Source organism: Oceanipulchritudo coccoides (genome assembly GCF_010500615.1).
Lineage (GTDB): Bacteria > Verrucomicrobiota > Verrucomicrobiia > Opitutales > Oceanipulchritudinaceae > Oceanipulchritudo > Oceanipulchritudo coccoides.
The window spans coordinates 719,672-745,852 of sequence record NZ_JAAGNX010000001.1 but is presented as its reverse complement, the minus strand read 5'-3'; the positions used below and the strand labels follow the sequence as shown (position 1 = coordinate 745,852).

The window sequence follows — 26,181 nt, the reverse complement described above, 5'->3', positions numbered from 1 at the left end:
AAAGCCGCGCCTTAGTTCCCCTGCTTTTTACCCCAGCTGTCGCGTAATCCGACGGACTGGTTGATGACAAGAGCGTCTGGGCGGGAGTCCAAATCCACGCAATAATAGCCCTTCCGCTCAAACTGGAACTTTTCTCCTACGGCGGCCCCACGCAGGGCGGGCTCACCGAAAGCAGTCGAAACCGCGAGCGAATTCGGATTCAGGTTATCGAGGAAGGTCTGTCCTTCTTCGACCTCACCGGGATCCTCTTTCAAAAACAAGGTCTCATAGACTCGCGCCTCAAAAGGAACATTCTCAGTCGCACTAACCCAGTGAATGGTTCCCTTGACTTTCCGGCCATCCGGGGTGCTGCCGCCTCGTGATTCAGGATCCATCTCGGCATGGACTTCCATGATGTTGCCATCGGCATCCTTGATGACATCCGTGCAGGTGATGTAACAGGCATAGCGCAGGCGAACTTCCTTGCCCGGGGCCAGACGGAAATACTTCTTCTGCGGTTCCTCCATGAAATCGTTCTTCTCGATATAGATCTCACGAGTCAGGACCACTTCCCGCTCACCCATCGAGGGATCGCCCGGATGATTCGGCCCGGAATAAGTCTCCTTCGCGTCCTCCGGAAGATTCGTGATGACCACCTTGAGCGGCTCCAGCACCGCCATTCGGCGGACCGCCTTGGCCTCCAAATCCTGGCGCAGACAAAATTCGAGTAATGATAGATCATTGAGCTTGTTCCGCTTGGCGACGCCGACCCGCTTGCAGAATTCCCACAGGGATTCCGGGGTATAGCCGCGGCGACGGATCCCGCTCAAGGTCGGCATGCGCGGATCGTCCCATCCGGTGACATGGCCTTCCTTCACCAATTGCAGCAGCTTGCGCTTGGAGGTGATCATGTAGGTCGTGTTCAAGCGGGCAAACTCGATCTGGCGTGGCTTGTGCGGGACCGGCAGGTTCTCGACAAACCAATTGTAGAGAGGCCGATGGTCCTCGAACTCCAATGTACAGATACTGTGCGTGATTCCCTCGATGGCGTCGCTTTGTCCATGTGCAAAATCATACATCGGATAAATGCACCAATCATCGCCCGTACGGTGGTGATGGGCATGGGCAATCCGGTAAAGGACGGGGTCGCGCATGTTCAGGTTGGGGCTGGCCATGTCGATTTTGGCTCGCAGGACTTTTTCACCATCTCCGAACTCCCCTTTTCGCATGCGTTCGAAAAGATCCAGGTTCTCGTCGGCGCTGCGATTGCGGAAAGGGCTCTCCCTGCCGGGCTGAGTCAGGTTACCGCGCATCTGCCGGATTTCTTCGCCGCTGGAATCATCGACGTAAGCCTTGCCCTCGCGGATCAAGTGACAGGCCCACTCGAACAACTGCTCAAAGTAGTCAGAGGCAAAATACAAATGCTCCTTCCAGTCGGCTCCCAGCCAGGCGATGTCGGTCTTGATGGATTCAACATACTCGGCCTCCTCCTTGATCGGGTTCGTATCGTCAAAGCGCAGGTGGAAGCGGCCCTTGTATTCCTGCGCCAAGCCATAGTTCAGGCAAATAGACATGGCATGCCCGAGATGCAGATAGCCGTTAGGCTCCGGCGGGAATCGGGTCACAATCTGGCTGTGCTTTCCCGACGCCAAATCGGCATCAATGATTTCCTCGATAAAATTCTTGGACCTGCTTTCTGTTTCGCTCATGATCAATCCCTTATAAAAACGACCGACTCTTATGGTTGTTGACCATTTTGCAATGAAGATAATTGCTTCAACCCGAACACCATGAAACAGACTCGCCCCCGAAATTTAGCCAGTGATAACAATGCGCCCATCTGCCCCGAAGCATGGGAGGCCATGGAGGAAGCCAACCGCGACCATGCCAGCGCCTACGGGACAGATGAATGGACGAAAGGCGCCTGCGAGGCCGTCCGCCGGATTTTTGAGACTGATTGCGAAGTCTTCTTCACGTTCAACGGGACTGCCGCCAATTCGCTCGCCCTGGCCAGCCTTTGCCGCAGCTACCACAGCGTCATCTGCCATTCCCTGGCTCATGTGGAAACCGACGAATGCGGCGCACCGGAATTTTACTCCGGCGGTTCCAAAATCCTCCTCGTTGAAGGAAAGGACGGAAAGGTCTCCCCGGATTCCGTGGAGGAGGTTGTTCATCGTCGGACTGATCTTCACTTTCCGAAGCCCAAGGTCGTGAGCATCACGCAGAGCACCGAAGTCGGTACCGTCTACACGCCCGCCGAGTTGCGGCAACTGGGTGCTATCACGCACGGACTGGGCCTCTACCTGCACATGGACGGGGCCCGCTTTGCCAACTCGCTCGCTTTCCTCAATTGCCCGCCAAAGGACATCACCTGGCGGGCGGGAGTCGATGTCCTCTGCCTCGGCGGCACCAAGAATGGCCTCGCGATCGGGGAAGCCGTTGTCTTCTTCAACAAGGACCTCGCCAAGGAGTTTGAATACCGTTGCAAGCAGGCGGGCCAGCTTTGCTCAAAGATGCGTTACCTGAGCGCGCCATGGCTCGGGATGCTCAGGGATGGTGCATGGTTGCGCCGCGCCGGACATGCCAACGACTGCGCCGCCCGCCTCGAGGACGGGCTTAAGGATATCCCCGGCGTGAAAGTCCTCTACCCACGGCAAGCCAACGCCGTCTTTGCCAAGATGAAGCCGCGCGTCATCGCCGGCCTCTACGCCCGCGGCTGGTCCTTCTACGACTTTATTGCCGCCGGCGGTTGCCGCCTCATGTGCTCATGGGACACCACTTTCGAGGATGTCGACCAGTTTATCAACGACACCACTGAGCTCACCTCCTCCAAGGAAGACCACACCAAGGATCATCCGGTACAGAAGCATTGAGCAGGACGGATCTAGATTCCGGCTCAAGTCCCGCCTTCAGGCGGTCCCATTCCAAGTTGGAACACCCCGCTTTCACCCTATAAGTATTGACCGGGTTCAATCGAGCCTCATTAATCGGGATCTTATGGGCGCGTAGCTCAGTTGGTTAGAGCACTACCTTCACACGGTAGGGGTCGCTGGTTCGAGTCCAGTCGCACCCACCATCCTTCGCTCATCGCGGAGCTCGGAGCTTCGGCTGGCAAGCCATTCTGGAACAAGTTGGAGTCCCGCCTTCAGGCAGTCAGGTCAAAACTTCAGATGCCGGACGGTTTCCCCGCCATTGATCAGCTGCTTCAGTGAATCCACACCGATCTGGAGGTGATTCTCGACAAACTGAGCTGTCACCTTGGCATCGCTGGTCGCCGATTTAATCCCCTCCGGGATCATTGGCTGGTCACTGACGAGGAGGAGCGCACCGGTTGGGATCTGGTTGAAGAAGCCGACCATGAAGATGGTCGCTGTCTCCATGTCGACAGCCATGATCCGGTTGCTTTCCAGGTAATCCTTGAATTCCTGATCGTGTTCCCAGACGCGCCGGTTGGTCGTATAGACCGAACCCGTCCAGTAATCCCGGCGATGTTCACGGATTGTCCGGGAAATTGCCTTTTGCAGGGCAAATGCTGGCAAGGCAGGAATCTCGGGTGGGAAATAGTCATTACTTGTTCCTTCACCCCGGATTCCGGCAATGGGTAGAATCAGGTCGCCGAGGCGGTTGCGCTTCTTCAGGCCGCCGCACTTGCCAAGGAACAAAACGGCTTTCGGGTCAATCGCTGTCAACAGATCCATCACGGTTGCTGCTGTTGCGCTGCCCATGCCAAAATTGATGATGGTGATGTCCCCTGCGGTGGCTCCGTGCATCGGCAAGCCCTTGCCAATCACTGGAACGTCGTGCCATTCGGCGAACAGCTCAACATAGCGGTCAAAATTGGTCAGCAGGATATACTCGCCGAAATCTTCAAGGGGGATGCCGGTGTATCGGGGCAACCAGTCCCTCACAATGTTCTCTTTTAGCGTCATGACGGGAGAATGAGCCGTGAATCGTCCTTCGGCAAGGAGAACTGCAGTGGCATGCAAACTGCTTTGTGAAACAACTCTACCTATCTACCTGTCTTTCCCTCAAACCCGTTCCCGGTTGTTGCGCGTCTACTGGTGTCAGTCCGCGGCAGCCGGGAATCTTTTTGCTTAAAGTTGAAGGACTATAACAGTCGTGTTGTCGCGTCCTGACTCGGAAAGGGCTTCGGAGAGAAGGCGTTGGGCTGGTGGCAAGCCGGCAAGGAGGGGCGGCGGTTCTTTCATAAGCCGCCGGATGGTATTGTCCCACAGGCCCTCGATCAAACCATCAGTGCAGAGAACAAAGCTGTCGCCGGGAGAAATATCCACTGACCCAATATGGGGATTTAAGTTGGTGGTCGATCCGCCCAAAGCCATCTGGAGCATGTGGCGGCCCTCATGAAAGCGAGCCTCGCGCTCGTTCATTTTCCCCTCGCGTAACAACCAGCCCACATGGGTGTGGTCTTCAGTCAGCTGGGTCATGCTTCCATCTGCCGTGAGATGATAAATACGGCTGTCCCCGACATGACAGAAGTAGCCCTTGCCGGGAGTGAGCCAGAGCAGGCTCAGGGTGGCCCCCATTCCACTGCACTCCTCGTAGTGCATGCCCATAACCCGCATCTCCGCGTGAATGTAGCCGGTCAGTCGCTCCAAGGCTGCCTCGTGCCCACCAGGCTGTTGAATGGCCTCAGTCCGGAATTTCTTCGGGAAGCGTTCGGTGATCTTCTGGACTGCGATGCGGCTGGCAAACTCCCCTGCCCGCGCTCCGCCCATGCCGTCACTGACTGCAAAGACAAAATCCCCGAGGGAAAAGTCGGCCTCCCCTTCCTTGCCAAGGAGACGCACTTCATTCTCATCGAATGTGAGGGCGAGAAAGGCATCCTCGTTGTTCTTCCTGAAGGGGCCTTTGTCGGTCAAGCCCCACCAGCGCAAGTCGCATTCATCGGATTCCCTGGCGCCCATCAGCTTTGGCCCTCCTTTTCGCGCTTGGCCTCTTCCTCGATCTGGCGCAGCTCCTCAAGTGCCTTGAGGTTTTTCTTGTCCTTGTTCAAATCCTCCAGCTCCTCGAGTGAAAAGCCCTCCCCGGATTCCAGGATTGTCGCAAACTCGAAATCTATGAGGCAAAAGCGCCCAAGGTCGGCGTTGTACGTTACATTCCGGGCAAATGGATCATTGTGACGCACCCCATACTGTTCCAGTTCCTGAAAAAGGTGTTCCAGCTTTTGCTGGCTAATTTTATCCACAATGGTCCCGCAATTCGTGGTCGCCATGTATAATTTTTCGACATCCGCCTGCAGGACTTTCGGCACAAACGGACAATTCTGCCGTTCAAGATATTTCAACACCCGCAATTCGTTCTCAAATCGCCGTTTGGCCAGCGGCCCGCGAAAGGTCTTGTGCACACTTCCGTCATAACCGATCCGTACTGTGGCCTGCTTTGAATCCTTGATTTCCTGCATCTTTGTAAAATTGGTTGATTGTGGGGAACTTTCCCGGGAAAAATCATCAAACTGGAAATTTGGCCCGGATCATGCATAAATTTCTGGCGACTTGGCGAAAATCCGGCATGACGTTGGACTTTCTGCCTAAAACTGACACCTGAAACAAATCGAAATTATGGCTAAATACAAGCTTGAGTACATCTGGCTCGACGGCTACTCGCCCGAGCCGAACCTGCGTGGAAAAACCCGGATTGCCGACAAGGCACCCGCTTCTGTAGAAGATTGCCCAGAATGGGGATTTGACGGAAGCTCAACCCTGCAGGCTGACGGCAGTGATTCCGACTGTATCCTGAAGCCTGTCCGTCTCTATCCGGACGCAGGTCGCAACAACGCCTTCATCGTTCTCTGTGAGGTTTACCTCCCGAGCGGTGATCCACACCCGACCAACTACCGGGCCAAGATCCTCGATGATCCAGGCACATGGATTGGTTTGGAGCAGGAATACTTTATGATGCAGGACGGCCGTCCTCTCGGCTTCCCGGAATTCGGTTATCCGAATCCCCAAGGCAAATACTACACGGGCGTCGGCTACGATCATGTTGGCGACATTGCCCGTCAGATTGCTGACGAGCATCTCGAGCTCTGCCTTGACGCCGGCATCAACCACGAAGGCATCAACGCCGAGGTGGCCAAAGGCCAGTGGGAGTTCCAGATTTTCGCCAAGGGGTCCAAGACCGCTGCGGACGATGTCTGGGTAGCCCGCTACCTCCTCATGCGCTTGACTGAAAAATACGGTGTGAACATTGAGCTCCACTGTAAGCCGCTTTCAGGCGACTGGAATGGTTCCGGCATGCACTGTAATTTCTCGACGGATTACCTTCGCGATACAGGTGGCAAGGATTACTTCCTCAAGCTCATGGACGCTTTCGACAAGAATCGTGACGAGCACATCGCCGCATACGGTCCAGACAATCATCTGCGCCTGACCGGCCTGCACGAAACCCAGTCGATCGACAAGTTCAGCTGGGGCGTGGCCGACCGCGGGGCCTCGATCCGCGTTCCGCACAGCTTCGTCAAGAATGACTACAAGGGCTACCTCGAAGACCGTCGCCCGAACTCTGAAGCCGACCCTTACAAGGTGGTGGGCCGTGTTCTCAAGACGATCCAGGAAGTCCCGACCAGCTAGTCGACATCTTTCAAAGTTCCTTTTTCAACGGTCCTGCCAATGCGGCAGGGCCGTTTTTTTTAAAGGGTTGGCTTGACTTGAGCCCCCTCAGTTTATCAATTCTCACCCTTTATTGCGCCAGGGTAGCTCAGATGGTTAGAGCGCGGGACTCATAAGCCTGAGGTCGGCGGTTCAATTCCGCCCCCTGGTACCATCCTTCGCTCCTTGCTTTGCTCGGAGCTTCGGAGGGCAAGCCACTCTCCCTTCAAGATTTGGGAAATTTTGGCTGAACATCGACCGGCTTGCCCGGTTCAAGAAGGATATTTCCGCCTTCTGCCGGAATCTCGTCATTCAGAAAGAGGGCCACTTCGATGGGTTCCTTGAGATTATCCGTCGACCAGGCAAACTCGCCGATCCCGATCAGTTCCATCTGTTGGCCTTCGTCCCATGAAAGCCATGGCTCGTCGCCACGAATATAAATCTTGTTGCTGATGCCCACCATGGCATGGGCACTCAACTGGACAACATCAGGAGCGATGGCGCCATGATCCTCGCCCGCTTCAGTTTCCCCGAGGGTCATTTCCTCCTGTTCCGAAGCAACAGGCTCAGGCTCAGGTTCAGGCTCAATTTGCTCTTCTGCTTCAGGCTCCTCGATGATTTGCCCGTCTTCCTCTTCCTCGATCACCTCCACACGTTCAGGTTCTGCTTCGGGCTTCGGGCCAGCGATATCGGGCCCGGATTCCTCGGAAGGAACAGCGACCGGCACTTCCGGGGCTGCAGTGGGCAATTCGGCAATCCGGTTGAGAAGTCCATCGAGGGAATCCTGAACCGTCTCAAGGGATTCGAATACCATATCCAGGCGCTCACCAAGCGAAACATCGTTTTCGTCCGTTTTCGTCTTTTTAGACTGGGCCAGCGAGCTCTTCATCAACTTTCCAATTGAAGCCGGTACATCTCCAAGCTCGCCCTTGAGAGCGTCAATGGTCTGCTGTACCGAGTGGGAATCTTTTTGGAGGGCCTCCAACTTGCTCGAGTTGCCTTCCAGCAGTTCGGTAAAGGTGGCTGCTTCAAGCGTGTTCAACTTGCCGGACAAATCCTCGATTGAATGTAGCGATTCAGCAATACGTTCAGGGACTTGACGGGCGATCAAAATGGTCTTCGAAAGGGATCCGTCGGCTTCGTCAAGGCGGGCCATGACTTCCTCAGACCGCCTCAGGGCGTCCCGGACACGAACGGTTGCCTCTGCTTGTTCCGCCCGAAGCTCCTCTGCCCGCCAACGCGTGAAGATCAGGTAAGATCCGATCGGGAGCAGGTTACCGGCAAGGATGCACAAGCCAACTGTTGCGAAGACCAAGGGCGTCAAGGGCCCGTCGTGGGTAAAGGCCAGAAAGAAGGCAAGAATTGTGAGTAACAAATCTCCAAGCCAACTTGAGGCGAAGAGGAAAGGAAAAAGCGCTTTAGGATCCTTCATATAGGGCTCTCCCTTTTTTTACGCGTCAGCCTCTATCGTCAATAAGAAAGCCCCGCCTCCATCGTGTCCGCATTCCCATGGCTGGCTCAATTTCTCACGGACCAGCTTCCATTTGCCGTGCGCCTTGCAGAAGGCTTCCACCACAGCGGTGTTTTCCTCGGGCTCAAGGCTGCAAGTACTGTAGACAAGACGCCCTCCCGGACGGACCCAGCGCGCCGCCAATTCAAGCAACTTCAGCTGTTGCTCCGATTGTGCAAGGATATCCGCTTCCTTCAGTCTCAATTTAACATCCGGTCGCTTCTGGATGACTCCCGTATTGCTGCAGGGAACATCGATCAACACGGCGTCCATGCTCGCGCACTCCAGATTGTGTTCAGGGGCCAGTGCCTCAAGATTCTCCAACAAGCTCCCGATGATCAGTGGGCCGGGCTTTTCCAACCGGGCAAAATTTGAAATAAGGCGCTCCAGTCGGTTGCCCGGCTTATCAACGAGGATCAATCGACCTTTGCCGCTCATCCGTTCGGAAAGAAGACGGCTTTTGCCACCCGGTGCAGCACATAGATCAAGGATGCTTTCCCCCGGTTTGGGGTCCAGAAGATCAACAGGGATCCGCGTGAAGGGATCCTGGATGTATACTTTCCCCGCTTTTACGTCTGCAATTGCGTCCGGACTCCGGGACTGCTGGACCTTGAAATAGCCAGCCCAGTCCGTTTCATCACAATATTCGGGCTTTTCCCCAGCTCGCACGTAGAGGCCCGGAATCGACTGGTTCCAGTTGAGGAGCTGTTGCGTGGCTGCTTCGCCGAGGGAATTCTTCCAGCGCTTCACCAACCAGTCCGGATGGCTCTTTTCCGGGCCTGCATCGGAGAATTTGCCGGCCCGAAGGACCGAACGCAGGACCCCGTTGACAAAACCGGCTTCCGGTTTGCTCAACTTGATCCCCCGGGCCACTTCAACCGCATAGTGAACCACCTTGGGGCGGTCAGCCTCCTCCCGGTAAAGACACTCCGCGACTGCCAGACGCAGGAGGTTATGCGCTTCCGGACGCGGAGCCCGCTTCAGATGTGGTGCCAGAAGGGCGTCGATGACCAGCCATTGACGGAAAGTCTCCATCACCAGCCAACGCGAGTGCAGCTGGTGGGCATTATCCAGGAGAATATCCAAATGGGCCTCTCCGCGGCAGAATTTTACAAGCAATGCAATTGCCTCCCGCCAGTCCTCTTTCTCACGATGCGCTTCCATTATTAAATATATTTCTCCATGGAACATTCTCTGTGCGATAAACTTATGAGTTGCAACGATCACTTTTTTGCCAAGCTTGAAGAGAGACACCTGAATTAATTGAAACTATATGAATAAGGAAGCAATCGACTTGCTGATCCAGAAACGTCCTGCCTTGCGGCGATCAAGGGCGAAACTCGAGGCTATGCAACCCGGCGCCTACTGCGTGCATCGCGCGTGGGGACTCGGCCAGATCAAGGACTACGATGAGCGGGAAAACCGCCTCATTATTGATTTCATGGAGGGACAGCAGGCCCATCCGATGGATCCGGCCTTCTGCGTGGAAAAATTGGAAATTCTCGCCGAGAACGATATTCTCGTACGGGCCCAAAACGAGAAGGAGGTCATCGACGAAATGGTCAAAAGCCGGCCAACAGACCTGATTGCCGACATTCTCGAGCGCTCAGAGACCAAATCAGCCACCGCTTTGGAAATTGAAACCGTCCTCGGGCGCCTCATGGGTTCCGCCAAATTCAAGAAATGGTGGACCCAGACAAAGAAGGCCCTTGTCAAGGATCCCCGTATTGCCGTTCCGGCGAAAAAGACGGAACCTTTCATCCTCCGGGACGAGCCTGTGCGCGCTGAAGAGGAAGTCCTCGATGAATTCTTTGAAACAAAAGCTCCGAAAAAGAAAATCGCCCTTGCCAGCAAGCTGATCGATCTCTCGGTCAAGCATGAGGACATCAAGGAAGAGCTGCCGACAATTCTTTCCGAGCTGGCCACCTCCCTCGCTGAGACCAAGCAACTGAACCCGGGTGAGCGCTTGTACGGGATCTGGGTTCGTAATGACCTGGCCCGTTTTATCCATTCTGATGTCGAGAGCCTCGAGCCGACTTCTGCTTCGATCATTAATGCCTCAAACGACCTGATCGGCCTTGCTGACCAGGTGCCAGCTTCCCACTACAGCCGCTTTCTGGACTTGATTGAACGCACCCTTCCCGACCAGTGGGAACGGATTGCTTTTGATTTGCTGAAGAACAGCTCGGGCAAGCTGACGGCGGAATGTATCAATTTCCTTCTTGATCATGACAAGATGAAGGAAATCTCGAGCACCTTTGACCGCTGGCTTGTGGAGCAAAACCTCAAGGCTCCCGTATTGACGTGGATACTCAAAAACCGCGCCTCAAAGAAGTACGCACCAATGCTGGAAGGGCTCATGACTCCCCGTCTTTTGAGCGCGATCTTCTTCGCCATCGATTACGAGGCCCTGCAGAATACCAGCACGCGGCGTATCCCGCTTGCCGACCTTGTCAGCGATGACACAAAACTAATCAGCGACCTGCTGACCGATGCCTCAACCGAGACCGGCCACGACCTCGCCCAGACCCTGATCCTCAATCAGGGATTTGAAGACCTTTCCAAGAAGTCCCTTCTTGCACGGTTCATCAAACTCTACCCGAGCATCCAGTCGATCGTCGGCGGTGAGCCGACAACAAGCGAAAGCTCCGAGTCCGAGGAGTTGGTTGTTTCCGAGAAGAGCCTTGCAGAACGGAAGAAGGAATACGAAGTCCTCATCACCGAGAAAATCCCTCAGAACAAGGAGGAAATTGCAGAAGCTCGCGCTCATGGTGACTTGCGTGAAAATGCCGAGTACAAGATGGCCCGGCAGGAGCAGGACATCCTTCTTTCCCGGAAGAATGAGCTGGAGACTGAAATCAACAAGGCCCGTACCACGGACTTCACCGATGCGACGACCAGCATGGTCAGCATCGGCAGCATTGTTGACTTGGAGCAGGCCTCCAACAAGCAATCCGTCAGCTACAGTATCCTTGGAGCATGGGATGGTGATCCTGACCAACAGATCGTTTCCTATCAGACTCCCCTCGCCCGCGCATTGCTCGGCAAGACCAAGGGAGAACAGGTTGCCGTCGAAATTGATGGCCATGAGGAAAGCTGGACCATCAAGGACATCACCCGCTGGGTGGATCGCAATTGATGGCCGATCCCGTTGAATTGATCAAACTCCTCAGCGACGCAACCCGTTTGCGTCTCCTTGCCCTTCTTCAGACCGAGCCGCTATCGGTCGTTGAACTGCAAGGTATCATGGACATGGGTCAGTCCCGCATTTCCTCCCATCTGGCCCTGCTGCGTCAGGCCGGGTTGGTTGATGACCGCCGGGAAGGGAAGAAAAGTTTCTATTCGAGCACACCACCCAATGAACCGGTCTTGCGGCGTTTGTATGACTGCGCCCTTGAAGCAGCAGCAAAACAACCGGAATTCGAGGAGGATGCGCTCAATCTTGACCGCGTGCTTTCCAGGCGCCGGGCCGAATCGGAAGCCTATTTCAACATGGTGGCGGGGAAACTGGGCAAGAATTATTGCCCGGGACGCTCATGGGAAGCCATCGGGCACTTTCTCCTCCTTTTGACCCCGAAAATTGATGTGGTCGACCTGGGAGCCGGTGAGGGTGTTCTTTCACAGCTTCTGGCCCGCAAGGCCCGTTCGGTCATCTGTATCGATAATTCACCTGCCATGGTGAAAGTCGGTACCGAGCTTGCCCGGGAGCACGGGATTGACAACCTCTCCTACAAGCTGGGAGACATTGAAAGCGTTCCCCTTCCCGATAATTCTGTCGATCTGGCGCTGCTCAGCCAGGCCCTCCATCACGCCCGGAAGCCAGAAGAGGCAATTGCTGAAGCATGGCGGATCCTGCGCCCCGGCGGACAGCTGGTTGTTCTTGATCTCAACCAGCATACTTTCGAAAAAGCCCGGGAGCTCTATGCCGACCGTTGGCTCGGGTTTCCGCCCAACCGTCTTTACCACTGGATCAAGTCCTGCGGTTTTGAATCAGTCTCCGTCGATCCCGTCTCCAAGGAGCCAAAGGAACCTTGCTTTGAGACGCTACTCGCCACCGGGCTCAAGCCTCGTTGAGGTTTCGTTTTCTAAACCAGATTTCCAGATCAGATGCTCTTCAGCACTTTGATCGTCTCGCCCATGGCTTTCTCATAAAAGGCTTCGAGCTCTTTTTTGATCGCTTCGGGGTCCTCACAACGGAGGCAGCGGATAGCCAGTAATTTGGTCTCGTGCAGGCTAAAGCGTCGGATAAGATACTTGATTTGGGCAAGTGATCCCAGGGAAACCGATAAGTCCGAGGCACCGAGGCCAATCAGGAGTGGAGCAAACAACGGATCAGCAGCCAGCTCACCACAAACGCTCACCGGAACGTTCCGCATCTTGCCCTGCTTGAAAATGAAGTTGAGGGTGCGGATTACGGATGGCTGATTTGGCTCGTACAAGTAAGCGATGCGATCGTTGATCCGGTCGACAGCGAGCAGATATTGCATGAGATCGTTTGTCCCGATGCTAAAGAAATCACAGTGATCCGCCAGAAGGTCCGTAATGACGGCCGCACTGGGCACCTCAATCATGGCGCCCTTTTGAATATCGGATCCGATCGGGACATTCTCCGCTTCCAGTTCCTTCCTTGCCTCTTCGAGCAAAGCATTGGCACGCTTCAGCTCAACAAGGCTGGAAATCATTGGATAGAGGATTTTCACCGCGCCGAACTGGCTCGCCCGAAGGATTGCCCGAAGCTGATCCTTGAAGAGATCCGAATGCTCCAGACAGAAGCGAATCCCGCGAAAGCCCATAAACGGATTGGCTTCCTGATATCCAGTCAGGCTCCGGTGAGGATTCTTGTCCCCGCCCAGGTCAAGGGTTCGGATCGTCACAGGATTCGGACTCATGCACTGCACAAGGCCTTTATAGACTTCAAATTGTTCATCTTCAGAGGGAAACGTGGAAGATGACAGGAAAAGATTCTCCGTGCGAAACAAGCCGATGCCGCCCGCCCCACTCTTCTGCATGCGGTCGTGCCCTTCAACCCCTTCAATGTTCAGCATGACCTTCAATTCGACTGAATCAAGCGTGACACAGGGCTCGTTCAATTCTTCAAGAAAACGCTCCTCAATGTGCCTTTGCTCGGTGGCAAGTCGCCCATAGCGCTCAAGCGTCTCCTGGGAAGGATTTAAATAGACAAAGCCCTTGTATCCATCGACGAGAATTTCTTCCCCGAAATCAGCCGCTTCAAGGATGTCATGAACACCCACTACACAGGGAATATTGAGTGACCGGGCCATGATCACGCTGTGACTGGTCCGGCTTCCGGATTCGGTGACAATCCCCATCACTTCATCAACATCGAGAAGAGCCGTTTCCGAAGGGCTTAAATCAGTCGAGATCAAGACGTGCTTCCCCATGCCGGAGAATCCGTGGTTCTTGTGATCACGCCCGAGCAGGTTAAAAATCAACCGCTTGGTGACATCCCGTATATCGGTAACGCGCTCCTTGATGTAATCATCATCAATCTGGGCAAAGGCATCGATATAGCGATTCGCGACCTCGTGAAAGCAGTATTCAATATTGAAGCCGGTTTCCACGACTTCCTGGATCGTGTCTTCAATCAGGGCACGGTCCTCAAGGACCAACTGGTGCGCATCAAAAATGGAGGCTTCCTCCTCGCCGACTTTTTCCTCCACCTCAGCACGAATCGCCGAAATCTGTCGGCGCGTCTCCATCAGGCCCTGCTCAAAACGGGCTATTTCTTCCTCTTTCCGCTCCGGAGGGACCGAGTAACGGGGGACTTCCAATTCGCCTTGGTGAAAACTGAACAGGGGGCCATGGACGACGCCCGGGGCGGCGGCGATGCCTGAAAATTTACGTTCTCCCTGATTGTTTTTTACCATTTGAATAACTGAAAAGGAACCTTAGCATTCGGAAATGAGATCCGACCCATTGCAAGGAATTATTTCAGGCGAATTTCCTCGATCCAATTCACCTCACCCCAAGCCTGCTGCATTTCTTCGATGACCCTTGATTTAGCAGACGAATCCCCCTCTGAAAAGGCAAAACAAGCGCTTCCGCTTCCGGAGAGACGCGCATCAATGCCGTGAATGGAACGCAAACGCTCCAGAACTAGAGGCAGAGTCGGCATCCAGGACCCCAGCAAGCGCTCAAAGTCATTCAGCGGTGCCGGTAAAATAGAGTTGGAACCCTTCCAATCCGAATAGACCGCCTCGGCTTGTCCGATGCTGGTGTAATATTTCCCGGCGGCCAGCCTGCGGTAAGCCTCAGCCGTGTTGATCGAAAACCGTGGCTTGAAGAGAATGACGGACTTTCCCCTCAAGCGAGATGCCAAGTTGTCTGCAAGCGGCGTGATCCGTTCACCGCGTCCCTCCATGAGAACGGGCAAGTCGCTCAAGAAGAGCGGACAATCACTTCCAATCTGTGATGAGAGCTCAGAAAGGTCTAATTCACAGAAAAGATCCGGGAAGAGTTTCGCCAGGGCCTTCAAGGCTCCGGCAGCGTTGCTGCTTCCCCCACCCAAGCCCGCGCCCACCGGGATTTGCTTTTCCAAACAAGCGGTAATGGACCCTTTATGAAAGCCCGTCTTGAGCCGGAAAAGGCGGATGGCCGCGAGGACTGAATTCACCTCCTCCGGGATAAGCGCTCCTTCGACAACTACACGATCCTTTGAGGGATCACCCGCACCCGACCAGACAAGATCCAGCTTGTCGCCGTAGTCAGTTTGGGCGACCACGCTGTGCAAATCATGAAATCCATCTTCCCGGAGGCCCAGAATAGCGAGTGTGAGGTTGATCTTGGCCGGACAGGCAATAGTCACTGAGCGGGATTCGGAGGACATCAAAACAAGATTTGATTTCAAGCGGCTGACAAGTCAAAGCTATTGGAATGGAGCATGTCGCAATCCTTCTCGCCGGTGGTTCAGGTGATCGCATGGGCGCCTCGATACGGGACAAGATCCTCATCCAGATCGGTGGGCAATCTGTTTTTGAGCATGTCCTGGACGCCTTTATCCAAAGCGAAACGCAGGATGCGCTGGTGGTTGTTTCGAGGGATGATCTTCAGCGGAAGGAACTGAAGAGCATTGTCCGGAAAAAGCGGATTAGCTTGCCGGTCTTCTACACACTTGGCGGATCAGCGCGTCAGGAATCCGTGCTCAATGGATTGGAAATCCTTCCTTCGGAATGCAAATACGTGACCATTCACGACTGCGCCCGGCCGGCTGTCCACCTTACAGCGTTAAAGGCGGTCCGCAGCGCCGTAACGGAAATGGATTGTGCAGTTTCCCTTGCGCACCGCGTCACGGACACGATTCGGCAATTTGAGCAATTACCGCTGGAGCAACCCGCCAAGGGTCAGCTGCTTCCTCGGGAGCACCTTTGGGCAATGGAAACACCGCAGGCCTTTCCAAGAGCGCTGATCGAGGAAGCGCATCAGTCTCTGCAGGCAACCGTCACCGATGATCTTGCCGTCGTCGAGGAAATGGGGTTGCCCGTCCTGCTTGTGGAATCGGTGTTTCAAAACCCGAAATTAACCCGTCCAGCTGATCTTCCACTTCTCGAAAAACTCCTTTCCAGGAACACCATGAATAATTCCTCACGACCCCCATTCCGAGTTGGCTTCGGTTACGATATCCACCGTCTGAAAGAAGGCCTGCCCCTGATATTGGGCGGGATTGCCATCTCTTCAGATGTGGGACTGGTCGGGCACTCGGATGCGGATGTCCTCAGCCACGCCATTGCCGATGCCATCCTCGGGGGCTGCGGACTCCCTGATATCGGACATTATTTTCCCAATACAGATGCGGGAATAAAGGGCATTTCATCACAGGAAATCCTCAAGAAGGCCTGCAAGGAAGCGGATCGGCTTGGCTATCGCCTGCTCAATGTGGACGCCAGCCTGATCGCTGAAAAACCAAAGATCTCCCCCTATCTTGAGCGCATGAAACGCCAGCTTTCCAAAACCCTTGGACTTCAGGAAACAGAAATCGGCATCAAGGCCACCACCCAGGAACAGATCGGGGCGCTTGGGAAAGCGGCTGGTATTGCGGCCCACGCGGTCGCAACACTGGCCGGTTGATAAACCCTGTGGGGCTTTAAGCGAACACTTCACCCTCGGCGAAGAAGCGCTTAATCTCAGCAGCGGCATTCTCGGGACTGTCCGAGGCATGGACAATGTTCAGCATCATGTTAGTGCCCCAATCGCCACGGATTGTTCCCGCTGCCGCAACAAGCGAATTGGTCGGGCCAACGAGGTTGCGCACACGGTCAATGATGGAATTCCCCTCAATCACCACCACCAAAACCGGACGCGAGCTCATGAAGGCCTCGATCTCCGGGAAGAAGGGTTTGTCAGCAATATGCGCGTAGTGCTCCTTCAGCATCGGACTGTCGAGCTGGAGTAGTTTTGCGGCGACAATATTGAAACCGGCATCTTCGAAGCGGGAAAGGGTTGCCCCGACTTTCCGCTTTTCAAATGCATCGGGCTTGAGAATAATGAGAGTCTTTTCCATAATTAGTGTGAATTTTTAAAACCAGTAGGAAACTGTGGGGAGATCTGGCAAGGTTAATCCAGCTGGGCTAAGGTATTGAATGTCCAAATCAGAAAAAGCAACGAAGGCCTTGATTGAGCGCCTGGGCGCGGACCAAGTCGCGACCTCGAAGCAAGAGCGGTACGCGGCATCAATGGACAACATGCGATACAGCCGGATGCCCTCCGCCCGGATCTACCCGGAGGACGAAGAGGCGGTAGCCACAGTTCTTGAATTGGCCAACGAATTCAGCATTCCCGTGACCACCCGGGGAGCTGGAAGCGCCACCACTGGCGCCACTTCACCCTCCGAAAATGGCTGGGTGCTGGACTTTTCCCGTTGGAAAAACATCCACATTGATCCGGTTGCCCGAATGGCGTTTGTCCAACCGGGGGTCACTCTTGAGGAACTCGACCAGGCCGCGGCGGATTATCAGCTGAGTTATCCGCCGGACCCGGGCTCCCTGAAGCATGCGACCGTTGGCGGGACAATTGCCACCAACGCGGGAGGCATGCGCGGCGCTAAGTACGGCGTGACTCGCGATTATGTCCTCGCGCTGGAAGGTTTTCTCGCCTCCGGGGATTTCGTCCGCTGGGGAGCCAATTTGAAGAAGTTCTCCGCCGGATACAACATCCGTGACTTGTGGATTGGATCGGAAGGAACCTTGGGCATCATCACGGGAGCGGTCATGCGGCTTGTTCCAAGGCCGCCGCTCCGGGCAACTTGCCTCGCCGTATTTCCAGATGCGCGAACGGCAATTGAATGCTCCCAGCAAATCCTCAGGACCGGCACCACCCCATCCGCGTTGGAATTTCTGGACTCCCAGACTGTCGCCTGCACGTTCTCGTTCTGGGAACGAAAACATCCGCACCTGCTCGATGACTTGCCGCAGTGCCTGATCAAATGGAAGGACAAGGAAACTCCGGCCATCTTGATCATCGAGGTGGATGGCCATCAGCATGAGGTCGAGACCGCCATGCAGGGAGTCTTGACCACGGTCAAACAGGCAACCAGCGACTGGATCACGGCTATTGATGAAAAGACGGCTGAACTGCTGTGGAAGGTCAGGCGTTCATGCTCTCAAGCGATGTTTGAACTCGGCCCAAGAAAATTGAATGAGGATGTTGTTGTGCCATTTGAGCACCAACTGGAACTATTGGACTTTATTGAAAACCTTCATCGCGAGACAAAGCTTCCGACCCCGACTTTCGGACATGCCGCTGATGGGAATTTCCACGCACACATCATGTACGACGATGCCTCGGAGAAGGACAGTATCAAAGCCCGGGAGGCAATTGTCAGGCTGATGGATAAGGTCATTGAACTTGGCGGTTCGATTTCCGGAGAGCACGGAATCGGCTTGGCCAAGTCACCCTTTTTCTCCCTGCAGCACGGGGCGGCAGAGATTGCTGCCATGAAAGCCATAAAGAAAGCACTGGATCCGAATGGCATTCTGAATCCGGGCAAGCTGTGGGAACGCTCTGAACCATGGTCCTTCCCCCGCGAGTCTGTAAGGATGCCGTGGGATCATTGAGCAGACTTTACACCAGACATCGCTACTGTTAGAGCTAATTTCATGAAGGTTATTGTCGTTGAGGACCAGTTGCTGTTCCAGGAATTCCTCGTCAATCTGCTGAAGGAGAAGCTCTCGATGGAAGTCGTTGGCGTAGCGGGTGACGGCGAGTCAGCGCTTGAGATGATCCTCAACTCCAAGCCGGACTTGGTCATTCTGGATATCCTTATCCCAAAGTTGTCAGGAATTCTGGTCGCTCGGGCGGTCCTCGACAAATACCCGACAACCCGGATCCTGGCCATTTCCTCGGAGACTGATATCAAGACTATCCATCAGGTCCACCAACTAAACCTCTCGGGATTCATCGACAAAAACGAAGCCTCTATGGATGTCCTGGTCGAGGCCATCCGGGCAATACAGCAACACAAGCGCTATTTTTCAAAAAGCCTGCAGTTGACAATCCGGAAATTGAAGGCCGATCCCCTCGCCTTCCAGAAAATCTTGAGCAAACGGGAACAGGAAATTCTCACTTATATCGGTGGCGGGCTATCCGATCTGGAAATTGGCCAGCGGCTTGGCCTCAGCGACACCTCTATTCAATCACATCGGCGCAATCTATTCCGGAAGCTGGATGTTCACAGCACCCCGGAGTTGATTCGCTTCGCCCAGGAGTCCGGGTTCTGGAAAGCTTCCTTTCGCAAGATGGGGCTCAGTGAAAGCTACCATATTCACGAATAGGTCCTGTAATGAGAATTTCATGACTGCCGTAGCTGATCCAACTCGTCGCTGAATCGATCAAGTTGTTTCGAGAGGATTTCCCACTCCTTATGGATGCCCATGAGGTCACCCTCCTGTGCGACAGTGAGCAGGTCTTTCAAGGTGTTGGGAAGATCACGCAGTTCCAGCATGTTCAAGTGCCCGAGAAGCCGGTGAGCGGCTTTGCGGATAGCCTCTGGCTCCTTCGTATCCATGGCGGCTTTAAGCTCATCCAGATAACCATGATAAAAGACTGACCAGCGATCCAGGTTTGCATCCCACGATTGACCATTGTCCATCTCGGCAAGCAACCCCCGGCCCTTGATCAAGGGTCGCTCCTTGATCAGTCTGGTTAGAAGACTCCCAACCTGTTGCCCCGTGAGAGGCTTGGTAAGGAAATCGTCCATACCGGCAGCGAGGCATTTTTCACGGACATCGGATGTGGCGAAGGCGGTCATGCCAATGAGATGGGTTCCCTCGGCCAGGTGATTGCCCTGCCGCAACCGGCGAGCCACCTCGAGGCCCTTCATGCCGGGAAGGTCCCAATCGAGAAATATCACCCCGTATGTCTTGTTCATGGCCATTTCAAGCCCCTCAAGCCCATCTTCCGCAAAGTCAATCTTGCAACCGAGCCGGGACAATTGTCCCTCCAACACAATCCGGTTGTATTCAATATCCTCAACAACAAGCACGGCCAGACCCTCCAACCGGGTTGCCTGGATGCCAGCTATATCCGTTTCCCCGTCTTCAAGGGAGGTCGTTTCCACTGGCAGGACCACCTGAAAAGTGGACCCCTTGCCGAGTTCCGACTTCAATTCAACCTGACCTGAAAGGCAATCCACATACCGTTTCACCAAGGCTAGGCCAAGGCCTGTTCCCCGTGTTTTCTGAACACCGCCTTTGGCCTGATAAAACTTATCGAATATTTTTGCCTTCTCGGACTCGGGAATACCCGGCCCCGAATCTTCAACCCAGATGCGCACCGTTCCACTCTCCTCCGCGTCAGGTATAAAAACAACGCCGATGTGCACTGAACCAGCCTTCGTGAATTTAACAGCGTTACTGGTCAGATTTCCAATGATCTGGTTTATCTTGGCGGCATCGGACAGAATACCGATTCCCTCCGGCACACGCACTTGGGCCGTCAGCCCAACGCCTTTTCTCGACGCTGCAGAGCGGTAGATTTCCACCACGCCATTGACCACCTTGTTTAAGTCAACGAGGCCCTTTTCAATCTGCAGCTCACCCGACTGGAGTTTGGCAAAATCAAGGACTTCCTCCACCGTTGTCTGCAGATAATGGGCCGCTCCCTGCAAGGCCCCCACATGGCGATCCGGCAACGGAGTCCCGGGTTTGAGTTGCTCAATCAGACCGATGACACCGTTCAATGGATTCCGGATTTCGTGGCTCAAATTGGCGATAAAGTCATCCTTGAACTCATTTGCCTTCTCAAGGTCCGCTGTGCGTTCACGGACAAGACCAGCCAGATAGGTTTGTTGTCTGCGGGACCACCGCAGAATGATCCAGATGATCAGCAAGAGCAATGACAAGGTGACCAGAACAAGTGCCAGATAGGCGTAGACTGTCCGGTACCAGGGCGGATGAATCTGAATCCGCACACTGGCGACAGGACTGGCCCGGCCGAAGGGATCCAATGTGTGCACTTCGAAGTTGTATGTCCCTTCAATGAGCTGCCCCAATTCCCTCCCGCTCGAGAAGTCGGCCGCTCGCCACCCACTATCAAGGCCTTTTAAACGGGTCTCAAAACGCAGAGGATGAAAAACCTGCCCATCCGGTGGACTGAAGCGAAAGCCATACAGCTCCTCCCCGAATCGGGACTCAAGAGAGGGCGGACTCTCAAATAGATCCCCATTCCCGTAGATTAACGGAGCTTGTGGCTCAGGAAGCTCGTCCGGCAGGGATTCCTCCGCCAGTAACAGGCCCCTTGAGCCGCCAACAAGAAACTTCGCCGGATCCCCATCCACAACCTCAAACACCGTGATTTGGCCAAGGGAAGTCATGTCAATCCAGGGAATTACCTGCCAGACAGGATCGCCTTGCGACGGCCATTCCAACTCCTTCATCAGTGTACAGCCGAGTTTCTCATCACGGTAAATCAACCAGCCCTTCAGCATTCCACCCATAGACCGGAACTTTACCGCCTCGGGCATTCCATTCAGGTGCTCGAACCGGCCCACCATCCATGACCCCGTTACCAAATCCTGACGCAACAACTTGTCCTTGAACACAAGGACCGGCCCTTCCTCAGTCATTGTAAATTCGTGGTTCTCCCTCCGTAAATCCAATCCGCAGATCTCTTCATGCCAACGAGGCTCCATCTCCGACCCACCCGATTTTCCAATCTCAAGAAGCGGGGCATGGGGTGACCATCCCCAAACACGGCCCCCTTCATCCGCTCCCAGCCTCAAAATGCTCGTCGCTGTGCTCATCTCCCACAGCAACTCCAATCCTCCCGACAGGTCCAATCGGGTGGCCAACAACCGGTCACTGAGGGAAACCCACAGCACGTCTCCATCCGCCACCGTGAATGACATGATCTCACCAGGAAAATTGTACACTTCCCTTAATTCCTCACCGTCCGTCCATAATATCTTGCTGTAGCGGTCAAATAAATACCCGCCAGCATACTGTACGGTGAACTTGGATGAATAATGTGACCATTTTTGATGGATGGGTAATTTGCCTTTCTGTAACAAGATTTCGCTAAACCCGATATCAGAGGAAACTCCAATTCTGGATTCTCTCCAAATAATTCCATTTACTCGACCATCGAATAAACCTCCCAGATCCTTAAGAACCCCTATTGAGAGATTAAAATCTGAAATCCAGATCGAGCGATCTGTAAGAATCCACAACTTACCCCAAATATCCTTTGTAACGAATAGGATAATTTCGCCTTTAACACTTGATCCAACATCAAGTTGACCAATGAGGCTTCCGCTTTGATCAAGAATAAATAATCCATGAGAGATAGTTCCAACCACTAAATAGCCATGAATTCTAATGACTGAACTTATAATTACATCAGAGAATTCTTCGATTTTGACATGTTTATAAATCTCAAGATTTTTCGGATTTATTAAAAACAAACCCCGATCGGAAAGGCCCAATAAGTCTCCGTTAGCCAAGGCTTCAAGGTAGATTAGACTTTTAAGCGCTAACTCATACTCCTCATTCACCAATTCCCGGTTTCCATTCTGGATTTTCCAGAGACCAATATCGGCCTCATGCGCGAAGACCGACTCGCCGACAAAATGGAATATCACCCGATGAAGCCCGGCAAACTTCCAAACCTGTACAACCCCATCCTTGAATCGAAAGAGCCGGTTATGGGTCCCCATCCACAACCCTTCCTCATTGTGGTGGATCTTCCACACTTCCCCGAAATTTCGGTGCTCTTCCGGGATCCAATCCATTCGTGACTCGTAACTCCCGTCTTCCGGGTTTAATACGCCGAACTGGTTCACGCCTCCCAGCCACAGCATTCCGTCCGCATCCAATGCCAGTCCGCGCAGTAGGCGAAAGTGATCCGGCCCCATCGGTTGAAGCTCCATCCCGTCCCAGCGCCATAAGCGCTCCCTGCCAAGATAGGCTCGTCCTTTTCGATCCCAGACAACATTCCAGGTGTACTCACTGGCCACCTTATCCCCCGCCGGTAGCTCTCGAAGATACGGGTTGCCCAAGTCCGGTCTCCAGTCGCCCTCGACAAGGGCCAACGGAAAAAGCCAGAGGGACAGGGTGAGCAGAATGAATTGGCTAAAGTAAAGGGAAAAATCTACCTTAAATAAGGCACATGCGGTGGTCGGATCTGGCTGCTGCGGGGAGCTAATTTCACTCCCATGAAAGTAAGCCGCATCCAGATGATTGTTCATCACATTATCGCTACATTGCTACTCTCGCTTGGATTCGTCAAGTCCGCCGATAAACTTGATCTATTGAATTCGAATAACCCCGGCGTGCAGTTGATTCAGGATGTTAAGGGCTCAATCGGAACGTTGCCGTGTGGATCTAGTAAAAAGTACTAATCTGAATTCTAGGGTTAGTTAAAGAATCCGACCCATGCTCAATCTGGCACCGATTCGATATGCGCGGGTCCTATCGCGTCACAATGGGCCCATCGAAAAGATTGAGTACAGTCGCATTGAGGTCCGAGGGCGCGCATTATTTCAAGCGAATGCAAGCTTGTCGGAGCGCCTCTATCTTGAGCGGGAAACGAATGAAGTATTCAGTACGGCGGACGGGACAGGCACCCATGAATCGGGGATGGTCGCGCGGCACAAAGCCATCTCGGAAGCGATTGAGCGTTGGGCCTTGTACTATCTCTGCCAAGGGGGATTTTATGAACTGCACGGATTTGATGAAGACGCGACCTCTTCGGGCATGGCGGCATTTCCGGGACTATTCGACAGCCAAGTCCGGGCACGAGCACTATCAGAAGCGGCAGAGCGGTATTGTCTTGTTGCCTGGTGGGAAGGCTTGTTGCCGATGCAGGAGTATGAGGCTCCCGACAAGGGCGTCTCTGCCTACAGGATCGAAAATCCGCTTGGAAAGGATTCCGTAATCCTGACTTGGTGCAAATCCAAGGGAGGCTACTACGCTTATGGATATTCGGCAGCCCGAAAGCCAGAAGCGGCATATTGGCAGGCAACGGTTGAAATGGAACGTGCTCAGGCGGCACTCTCGCACTACTACCTGGACAATCCGGGTTTTGAGCAGGACGACCTCGAGACAGTCTCAAACCCGATGGAACGACGCGTCCTCTACTACTCGCTCCCGGAGGGTCATCGGGAATTTCTGGAGCATGTCCGGTCAGCGATCAACAAGCGAGGCGAGGCTCCTGCACCGGAGGTGCTCGTTGACGAAAAAGTCGAGGGTCCCTGGACCCAGTACGCTACAGTCTGGCGGGTCCTTTACCGCATGCCCTCGAAGAAATACCTGAACGGTGCCCTGAATACTTTTTATTGGTGAACACCAACCGGGTCCACCAGTACTCAGCGTAGCACACGCAAGACAAACCCCTTCAAGTATTCCGACTCCGGAAAATTCATGATGACCGGATGATCAAGGGGCTGGCCTGTTTCATACATGATCTGGATTTTGCGCCTTGTATCGGAGGCAGCTTCTTCAATAATTTCCCTGAAGAGGCTACGGGTAACATGGTGTGAACAGCAGTAGGTTGCCAGGATCCCCCCCGGATTGAGACAATTGAAAGCGCGCACATGCAGCTCCTTGTAACCTTTGGCGGCGCCCTGAAGGGAACGACGGTTTGGAGCGAATGAAGGCGGATCAAGGATGATCATGTCAAAGCGCTCTTCCCGGTTGTTGGAAAAGTAATCAAAGACATTCTCCTTGAGGAACTGAATCTCGACCTCGTTTTTTTCCGCATTGCGGCGTCCTTGTTCAAGAGCCTCCTGTGAGCTGTCGATAGCAACCACTTCGCGCGCTCCGGCAATTGCACAATTGAGGGCAAATGCGCCCTGATTGCAAAAGGCATCGAGCACACGCCAATCGGGGGCAAGAGTGGCAACCTTGAAATGCTCCTGTCGCTGGTCCAGATAAAAGCCTGTTTTCTGGGCTCCCTCCAGATCGAGATAATACTGAACATTGTAGATTTCCGCCCAGAAGGGTTTGAGGGGTTCCCCGCTCAGGGTGCGGGCATAAATCTCCAAGCCTTCCTTTTTCCGGGCCGGTGCATCGTTTCGCAAGAGAACCTCCCGCGGAGATAAACGCTCCTGCAACAATTCAATGATCACAGGCAGGGCCTCGTCGATTGCCTTTGTCAGGGCCTGAACGACAAGAACCTCGTCAAACTGGTCCACCACCAAGCCGGGCAAGTCATCCGCTTCCGACCAGATGAGCCGCCGGAACGGTTCCTCGTCCCGGTTTTGTTCGGCCGCCATAATAGCCTTTTCGAAAAACTCACGATTCCAGGCATCGTGTCCAGTCGAGTACCGGCGCCAGGCAATCTGGGATTGTGTATTCACAATTCCCATACCGAGATGTCGCCCGCGGGCATCTTCCAGCGGTAGGGCCTGCCCATCGAATTTTGGGTCGGGGATATTCTCCAACTCGTTTATGAAAACCCAGGGATGCCCTGTGCGGACCCGCGCCCGGCGGGATTCTTTTTTTAAAGTCAATTTCATCAGGGTCGCTGTAGACGGAAGTAATAGTAGCCAATCAGGCCAAAGGCGACCAGATTCGGGATGGATGCCGACCAGAAGGGGGAAATCCCGCTGCTTCCGGCAAATTGCCCCACGTTCACGAGAATGTAATAAAGGACAAAGAGTCCCATGGCTTTGCTGACACCAACAAAGGGATTTGTCCGGACCCCTGAAACAGAGAAGGGAATGGCCAGACCGAGGATGATGAGGCAGCTGACAGGGCTGAGCAGGCGATCATAGAAACTGACCGCATAACGGGCCAGGCGGGGATCTCCTGCCGGGCGAAGATAGTCCACCACCATGTTCAATTCACGGAGGGAGAGGTCCTTGGGCCGTTGCTCGAGATATTTCATGAGCTCGGGATCCTCACTGAATTCCTGAATCAACTTCTGTTCAAACCCCAGGCTGCGGATGGGCTGACCATCGGCCGGATCAAAGGTGATTTCCCGGCCGGAGAGGAAAGTCCATACCCGCTTGAGATCATCATAGTATCCCTCGTTGGCAACAATGCGCCGATACTCGATTCCACTCTCCTCTCCCACCTCCGAGACAGTAATTCCATAAGCACGGTAATTGTACTCGTTGAAGCGATTCAAAAACCAGAGGCGGCTGTCTTTGCGATTATAAAAAGTCAGGTTGTACAAGAGCCCGACTTCCTCGACAGGCGCCTCCTCGAGGGCCTTTGAAAATTCGAGATCATTCCAGATCTGGCGTGCCTCCTCCACCGACCAGGGGATGAGATTGGCATTTAACTGGAACAGCATGACGGTAAACACAACCCCGGTCGCCCAAAGGGTTCGCGTGATGCGAAAGAGGCTGAACCCGGCCGCTCGCAAAGCCGTGATCTCATGGTTCCGGTGAAGTTGTGTCAGGAAAAAGAGAAGGGAAACCATGAAACCCACCGGCAGGGCCACCGGAATAAACGCGGGAAGAAGGACAATGTAGTAACTCAGGATATCCAGCTGGCTGGCCCCGAATCCAATCAGGTCCTGAAGGTTGTCCTGGATATCGCTGAGCAGGAGCAGCCCGAAAATAACGACCATTGTCAGGATGAATACCTTCAGCCATTCGAACAGGATGTATCGGTCGATTCGCAT

Annotated in this window: 20 protein-coding genes and 2 tRNA genes; 10 read left to right on the top strand and 12 right to left on the bottom strand. The window is 54.1% G+C overall.

What is annotated here, in order from left to right; translation table 11 throughout:
• Positions 1-11: 11 nt before the first annotated feature.
• Positions 12-1,688, bottom strand: coding sequence for a glutamine--tRNA ligase/YqeY domain fusion protein (locus tag G0Q06_RS02970; protein ID WP_238710231.1), 1,677 nt, complete (start codon positions 1,686-1,688; stop codon positions 12-14).
• 81 nt (positions 1,689-1,769) lie between these two features.
• On the opposite strand from G0Q06_RS02970, the gene G0Q06_RS02965 reads away from it, so the two are divergent.
• Together G0Q06_RS02965 and G0Q06_RS02960 are read left to right on the top strand one after the other, a co-directional pair.
• A complete protein-coding gene (locus tag G0Q06_RS02965; protein WP_163962305.1) occupies positions 1,770-2,852 on the top strand; it encodes a threonine aldolase family protein in 1,083 nt (360 codons plus the stop codon).
• A 126-nt stretch (positions 2,853-2,978) separates the two neighbouring features.
• Positions 2,979-3,055, top strand: a tRNA-Val gene (locus tag G0Q06_RS02960).
• Positions 3,056-3,137: 82 nt separating this feature from the next.
• Here the strand turns inward: G0Q06_RS02960 and G0Q06_RS02955 are convergent.
• The 3 genes from G0Q06_RS02955 to G0Q06_RS02945 all read right to left on the bottom strand — a co-directional run bounded on the left by G0Q06_RS02955 (position 3,138) and on the right by G0Q06_RS02945 (position 5,401).
• The gene (locus tag G0Q06_RS02955) at positions 3,138-3,908 is read right to left on the bottom strand and encodes an AMP nucleosidase (RefSeq protein WP_163962303.1); all 771 of its coding nucleotides are present in this window, start codon (positions 3,906-3,908) and stop codon (positions 3,138-3,140) included.
• A 165-nt stretch (positions 3,909-4,073) separates the two neighbouring features.
• Complete coding sequence (locus G0Q06_RS02950; RefSeq protein ID WP_163962301.1) at positions 4,074-4,904, bottom strand: PP2C family protein-serine/threonine phosphatase; 831 nt, start codon at positions 4,902-4,904, stop codon at positions 4,074-4,076.
• Positions 4,904-5,401 (bottom strand): BUD32 family EKC/KEOPS complex subunit, encoded by a 498-nt coding sequence (locus G0Q06_RS02945; protein WP_238710230.1) that lies wholly within the window; start codon positions 5,399-5,401, stop codon positions 4,904-4,906. Before G0Q06_RS02945 ends, G0Q06_RS02950 begins: the two co-directional genes overlap by 1 nt.
• A gap of 157 nt (positions 5,402-5,558) precedes the next feature.
• Here G0Q06_RS02945 and G0Q06_RS02940 point away from each other — a divergent pair, with 157 nt between their 5' ends.
• Positions 5,559-6,569 carry a glutamine synthetase beta-grasp domain-containing protein gene (locus G0Q06_RS02940; RefSeq protein WP_163962299.1) on the top strand — a complete coding sequence of 337 codons (1,011 nt, stop codon included), beginning with the start codon at positions 5,559-5,561 and terminating at the stop codon, positions 6,567-6,569.
• Positions 6,570-6,685: 116 nt separating this feature from the next.
• Positions 6,686-6,762 (top strand) — tRNA-Met (locus G0Q06_RS02935).
• 51 nt (positions 6,763-6,813) lie between these two features.
• Here G0Q06_RS02935 and G0Q06_RS02930 read toward each other — a convergent pair.
• Positions 6,814-8,019, bottom strand: coding sequence for a hypothetical protein (locus G0Q06_RS02930; protein ID WP_163962297.1), 1,206 nt, complete (start codon positions 8,017-8,019; stop codon positions 6,814-6,816).
• Between the two features lie 18 nt (positions 8,020-8,037).
• A complete protein-coding gene (locus tag G0Q06_RS02925) occupies positions 8,038-9,261 on the bottom strand; it encodes an RsmB/NOP family class I SAM-dependent RNA methyltransferase (RefSeq protein ID WP_163962295.1) in 1,224 nt (407 codons plus the stop codon).
• Between the two features lie 109 nt (positions 9,262-9,370).
• On the opposite strand from G0Q06_RS02925, the gene G0Q06_RS02920 reads away from it, so the two are divergent.
• A complete protein-coding gene (locus tag G0Q06_RS02920; protein ID WP_163962293.1) occupies positions 9,371-11,236 on the top strand; it encodes a GreA/GreB family elongation factor in 1,866 nt (621 codons plus the stop codon).
• Positions 11,236-12,171: an ArsR/SmtB family transcription factor gene (locus G0Q06_RS02915; RefSeq protein ID WP_163962291.1), complete on the top strand. Its 936-nt coding sequence runs from the start codon at positions 11,236-11,238 to the stop codon at positions 12,169-12,171. The genes G0Q06_RS02920 and G0Q06_RS02915 overlap by 1 nt, the downstream gene beginning before the upstream one ends.
• A 29-nt stretch (positions 12,172-12,200) precedes the next feature.
• Here the strand turns inward: G0Q06_RS02915 and ptsP are convergent, their stop codons facing one another.
• Together ptsP and ispE are read right to left on the bottom strand one after the other, a co-directional pair.
• On the bottom strand, positions 12,201-13,985 hold the full coding sequence (gene ptsP / locus G0Q06_RS02910) for a phosphoenolpyruvate--protein phosphotransferase (protein WP_163962289.1): 1,785 nt from the start codon (positions 13,983-13,985) through the stop codon (positions 12,201-12,203).
• A 59-nt stretch (positions 13,986-14,044) separates the two neighbouring features.
• Complete coding sequence (ispE, locus tag G0Q06_RS02905) at positions 14,045-14,944, bottom strand: 4-(cytidine 5'-diphospho)-2-C-methyl-D-erythritol kinase (RefSeq protein WP_163962286.1); 900 nt, start codon at positions 14,942-14,944, stop codon at positions 14,045-14,047.
• A 47-nt stretch (positions 14,945-14,991) separates the two neighbouring features.
• Here ispE and ispF point away from each other — a divergent pair, with 47 nt between their 5' ends.
• Entirely contained in the window at positions 14,992-16,182 is a 1,191-nt protein-coding gene (ispF, locus tag G0Q06_RS02900) for a 2-C-methyl-D-erythritol 2,4-cyclodiphosphate synthase (RefSeq protein WP_163962284.1), read from the top strand.
• A gap of 16 nt (positions 16,183-16,198) precedes the next feature.
• Here the strand turns inward: ispF and ndk are convergent, their stop codons facing one another.
• Positions 16,199-16,615, bottom strand: coding sequence for a nucleoside-diphosphate kinase (ndk, locus tag G0Q06_RS02895; protein ID WP_163962282.1), 417 nt, complete (start codon positions 16,613-16,615; stop codon positions 16,199-16,201).
• Positions 16,616-16,694: 79 nt separating this feature from the next.
• Here ndk and G0Q06_RS02890 point away from each other — a divergent pair, with 79 nt between their 5' ends.
• Together G0Q06_RS02890 and G0Q06_RS02885 are read left to right on the top strand one after the other, a co-directional pair.
• Complete coding sequence (locus G0Q06_RS02890) at positions 16,695-18,167, top strand: FAD-binding oxidoreductase (protein ID WP_163962280.1); 1,473 nt, start codon at positions 16,695-16,697, stop codon at positions 18,165-18,167.
• A 42-nt stretch (positions 18,168-18,209) separates the two neighbouring features.
• On the top strand, positions 18,210-18,884 hold the full coding sequence (locus G0Q06_RS02885; RefSeq protein ID WP_163962278.1) for a response regulator transcription factor: 675 nt from the start codon (positions 18,210-18,212) through the stop codon (positions 18,882-18,884).
• Positions 18,885-18,901: 17 nt separating this feature from the next.
• Here G0Q06_RS02885 and G0Q06_RS02880 read toward each other — a convergent pair whose 3' ends face one another.
• Positions 18,902-22,795: an ATP-binding protein gene (locus G0Q06_RS02880; protein WP_163962276.1), complete on the bottom strand. Its 3,894-nt coding sequence runs from the start codon at positions 22,793-22,795 to the stop codon at positions 18,902-18,904.
• Between the two features lie 187 nt (positions 22,796-22,982).
• Here G0Q06_RS02880 and G0Q06_RS02875 point away from each other — a divergent pair, with 187 nt between their 5' ends.
• The gene (locus G0Q06_RS02875; RefSeq protein ID WP_163962274.1) at positions 22,983-23,891 is read left to right on the top strand and encodes a hypothetical protein; all 909 of its coding nucleotides are present in this window, start codon (positions 22,983-22,985) and stop codon (positions 23,889-23,891) included.
• Positions 23,892-23,914: 23 nt separating this feature from the next.
• Here the strand turns inward: G0Q06_RS02875 and G0Q06_RS02870 are convergent, their stop codons facing one another.
• Complete coding sequence (locus G0Q06_RS02870) at positions 23,915-25,066, bottom strand: class I SAM-dependent rRNA methyltransferase (protein ID WP_163962272.1); 1,152 nt, start codon at positions 25,064-25,066, stop codon at positions 23,915-23,917.
• Positions 25,066-26,181, bottom strand: a complete 1,116-nt coding sequence (locus G0Q06_RS02865) for an LptF/LptG family permease (protein ID WP_163962271.1) — start codon at positions 26,179-26,181, stop codon at positions 25,066-25,068. Before G0Q06_RS02865 ends, G0Q06_RS02870 begins: the two co-directional genes overlap by 1 nt.